This is a genomic window from Carnobacterium sp. GW821-FHT04C06 (assembly GCF_059420345.1).
The window spans coordinates 1-1,349 of record NZ_JBWKTN010000014.1; the positions used below are offsets into that span (position 1 = coordinate 1).

The window sequence follows — 1,349 nt, forward strand, 5'->3', positions numbered from 1 at the left end:
GCTCCTGCTTTTTTCAACGCTTGCTCGTTCACAATACTTGTATCTTTCATTTGTAAACGCAAACGAGTCGTACAATTGTCGATACTTGTGAAATTATCAGGTCCGCCAAGTGCTGTAATATACTTAGCTGCCATAATGTCGTATTTATCTCCTGTTGGAGCTACATCATTTTCAGAAGCACCTAACCCCGCCACTGCTGTTTGAACGCCTGCATTTGGAACTTCCGCTGCTAAATCTGCTTCATCCTCATCGTCTTCACGACCGGGTGTTTTAATATCAAATTTAAGAATAGAGAAGTAAAAAATCACAAAGTACACAACTGCAAAAACGAAGCCGATTGGAATCAACATCCAAGCTTTTGTACCTAGACCAAAGTTTAACGCATAATCAATCGCCCCTGCACTGAACGTGAAGCCCATTTTAATGCCTAATAAATTCGTTACAAATCCAGCGATTCCGGCTAAAACTGCGTGAACTACATACAACGGAAAAGCAACAAACATAAATGAAAACTCAAGCGGTTCTGTAATACCTGTTAAAAAGGCTGTAACAGCAACCGATAACATCATTCCAAAAGTTGCTTTACGTTTGTTTGGTTTAGCTGCAGCCACCATTGCCATTGCAGCAGCTGGTAAGCCGAACATCATAATTGGGAAGAATCCTACTTGGAAAGCTCCAGCTGTTGGGTCTCCCGCAAAGAAACGGTTGATATCGCCATTCGCCATGACACCTGTTGCAGCGTCTGGGAATGAACCATAGGCAAACCACAAGTATGAATTTAATACATGATGCAAGCCTGTTGGAATTAACATACGGTTAGCAAATTCAAAGACACCTGCTCCTAAAGCACCGGCACCAACGATAAAGCTGTTGATGTGGTCTAATCCGTTTTGAACCGTTGGCCAAATCAGGCCAAAAATAGCGACTAATAAAAGCGCTGCAATCACATTCAATAATAACGCGATATGACGACCGTTGAAGTAAGGCGAACCTTCATATTTATCGTAAACACGGTTGTAAATCAGTGGCGACATCAGACCTGCGATAAAACCAGCGAAAACACCCATATTAATGTTTTCATTAACGCCAATAACACCAAAGTTCAATACGAAATAAATCAATGCGCCTCCAAGAGCCGCAATCCCGCTATTGTCTTTTGACAATCCAATGGCAATTCCCATTGCGAACATTAACGAAAGATAAGTGAAAATTGAATTTCCACCGGCATTCATAAACGGTACATTTAACACATCTGCTGCACCAAGTCGATTTAACAACCCAGCAGCAGGTAATACTGCGATTGGAAGCATTAACGCTTTCCCAATTTTTTGCATTTGATTTAACATGAT

The 1,349-nt window shown here is 41.3% G+C and carries 1 protein-coding gene; it reads right to left on the reverse strand.

Features of this window, described 5'->3' with window-relative positions:
• The coding region (locus AC07SW_RS13310) for a PTS transporter subunit EIIC (RefSeq protein WP_494633160.1) at positions 1–1,349 on the reverse strand (1,349 nt) is incomplete at both ends.